The sequence below is a fragment of the Alcanivorax sp. HI0083 genome (assembly GCF_001635175.1).
The window spans coordinates 1-2,131 of the sequence record NZ_LWFX01001536.1; the positions used below are offsets into that span (position 1 = coordinate 1).

At 60.6% G+C, this 2,131-nt stretch carries 4 protein-coding genes; 3 read left to right on the forward strand and 1 reads right to left on the reverse strand.

Annotation, left to right across the window (positions count from 1 at the left end):
* Positions 1 to 878: glutamate 5-kinase (proB, locus tag A3754_RS23090; protein ID WP_063521457.1), on the forward strand; the 878-nt coding region annotated here is incomplete at its 5' end.
* A gap of 72 nt (positions 879 to 950) precedes the next feature.
* On the opposite strand, the gene rpsT is transcribed toward proB, so the two are convergent.
* Positions 951 to 1,217: a 30S ribosomal protein S20 gene (gene rpsT, locus A3754_RS23095; RefSeq protein ID WP_011587742.1), complete on the reverse strand. Its 267-nt coding sequence runs from the start codon at positions 1,215 to 1,217 to the stop codon at positions 951 to 953.
* A gap of 86 nt (positions 1,218 to 1,303) precedes the next feature.
* Here rpsT and A3754_RS26800 point away from each other — a divergent pair, with 86 nt between their 5' ends.
* Together A3754_RS26800 and murJ are read left to right on the forward strand one after the other, a co-directional pair.
* Positions 1,304 to 1,468, forward strand: a complete 165-nt coding sequence (locus A3754_RS26800; protein ID WP_007149328.1) for a hypothetical protein — start codon at positions 1,304 to 1,306, stop codon at positions 1,466 to 1,468.
* On the forward strand, positions 1,465 to 2,131 hold a 667-nt coding region (murJ, locus tag A3754_RS23100; protein ID WP_304439862.1), incomplete at its 3' end, for a murein biosynthesis integral membrane protein MurJ. The genes A3754_RS26800 and murJ, both read left to right, overlap by 4 nt.

A 2,131-nucleotide genomic window follows, 5' to 3' on the forward strand; every position in this document is an offset into this window, starting at 1 on the left:
AGGCCTGGGAGACCCGCTTTCAGCAGCATCAGTTGCATACTGCCCAGGTCCTGCTCACCCACGACGATCTGTCTGATCGCAAACGCTATCTCAATGCCCGTTCTACCTTGCTGACCCTGCTGGGGTTCGGTGTGGTGCCGGTGGTGAATGAGAACGATACCGTGGTCACCGACGAAATCCGTTTTGGGGATAACGATACCCTGGCGGCGCTGGTGGCGAATCTGGTAGAGGCGGACCGGCTGCTGATTCTCACGGATCAGGAGGGCCTGTTTGATGCGGATCCGCGCAACAATGCCGATGCCAATCTGATTCGCGAGGCCCGGGCCTCGGACCCGACCATTGCCCGTGTCGCTGGCGGCGGCGGTTTATTGGGGCGCGGTGGTATGGCCACCAAGGTGCGGGCCGGCAAGTTGGCCGCTCGCTCGGGTGCGATTACCACTATTGCCTCCGGGCGTAGCCCGGAAGTGCTTATCGAGTTGGCGGATGGTCAGGGGCCGGGCACGACGTTGTTGCCGGATACCTCGCCCATGAACGCCCGCAAGCAGTGGTTGGCCGGGCATTTGCAGATGCGCGGGCGCCTGGTGCTGGATGCCGGTGCGGTGGCGCGCTTGCGTGATGGCGGCTCGAGCTTGCTGCCGGTGGGCGTGGTGGATGTGTTTGGCCAGTTTTCCCGTGGCGAGATGGTGGCGTGTGAGGATCAGCAGGGCGAGCGGATCGGCTGTGGCCTGGTGAATTACGATGCGGCGGATGCACGCCGGATTTGCCGCAAGAAAAGCGCCGAGATCGCTGGGGTTCTGGGCTTCATGAATGAGGAGGAGCTGATCCACCGGGATAATCTGGTGGTGTTTGACGCCGGAAGCCTGACGCCGGAGGCTTGACGCAACTCGCTACTGATTTTCAGACATAAAAAAACCGGCTCGAGGCCGGTTTTTTTATGTCCACCAAAGAGCTTAGGCAGCCATCGCCTTGATCTTGGTGTTCAGGCGGCTCTTGTGGCGAGCGGCCTTGTTCGGGTGAAACTTGCCCTTGCGGGTGGCTTTGTCCAGCACAGACACCGCCTGGTTGTAAGCTTCCTGAGCGCTGCCTTGGTCGCCGGACGCAATAGCCGCGTTCACCTTCTTCAGGTATGTGCGCACCATGGAGCGCATCGCTGCGTTGTGCTGACGGCGATTTTCCGCCTGACGCGCACGCTTGCGTGCTTGCGGTGAGTTAGCCAAGGTCCTGCTCCTATCTAAAATTCGAGGTCAAATTCGGTTTACGACACTGGCCCGGAAGGGCCGACCTGAGTATTGGAAGCCAATCTATGGTCAAAAAACACACGGGTCACGGTCTAAAGACGCGCAACTATGCCGATCAAGGCGGCCTGTGTCAATGGGAAAAGCCTGCTGAAATGATGATCGGCATGCGTCTCTCTGGCGGTTTGGGTGGCCTTTCGTTAACCTTCACCGGTTTCCTGGAGCGACCATGACTGATACCCCCGAGCAATCCCCGAAAAAGGCAGGTTTACTGGCGTCCACCGCCGTGGTGGCGACCATGACCATGCTGTCGCGGGTGCTGGGGCTGGTGCGTGATGTGGTGATCGCCCGGATGCTGGGCGCGTCCGCCGGCGCCGATGCCTTTTTTGTGGCTCTGAAAATTCCCAATTTCCTGCGCCGGTTGTTTGCCGAAGGGGCCTTTAACCAGGCCTTTGTGCCGGTGCTCAGCGAATATCGCAGCAATGGCAGCATGGCCGCCACCAAACTACTGGTGGACCGGGTAGCCGGCACCCTGGGTGGCACCCTGGTGCTGGTGACGTTGGTGGGGGTGCTGGCCGCGCCGGCGATTATCTGGGTGTTTGCGCCCGGTTTTGGCGATGACCCGGTGAAAAGGGCGCTGACGGTGGAGATGCTGCGCCTGACGTTCCCTTATCTTTTCTTTATTGCGCTGACGGCGTTCGCCGGCGGCATTCTCAATAGCTGGAACCGCTTTGCCGTGCCGGCTTTCACTCCGGTATTGCTGAACCTGAGCCTGATCGGCTGCGCCCTGTTTCTGGCGCCGCACTTTGCCGAAGACCGCATGGCGGTGGCCCTGGCCTGGGGGGTGTTGATCGCCGGGGTGGTGCAGTTGTTATTCCAGTTGCCCTTTCTGGCCC

Coding starts and splice junctions, on each gene's coding strand:
- A3754_RS26800 (WP_007149328.1), top strand. CDS start 1,304: ATGGTCAAAAAACACACGGGTCACGGTCTAAAGACGCGCAACTATGCC.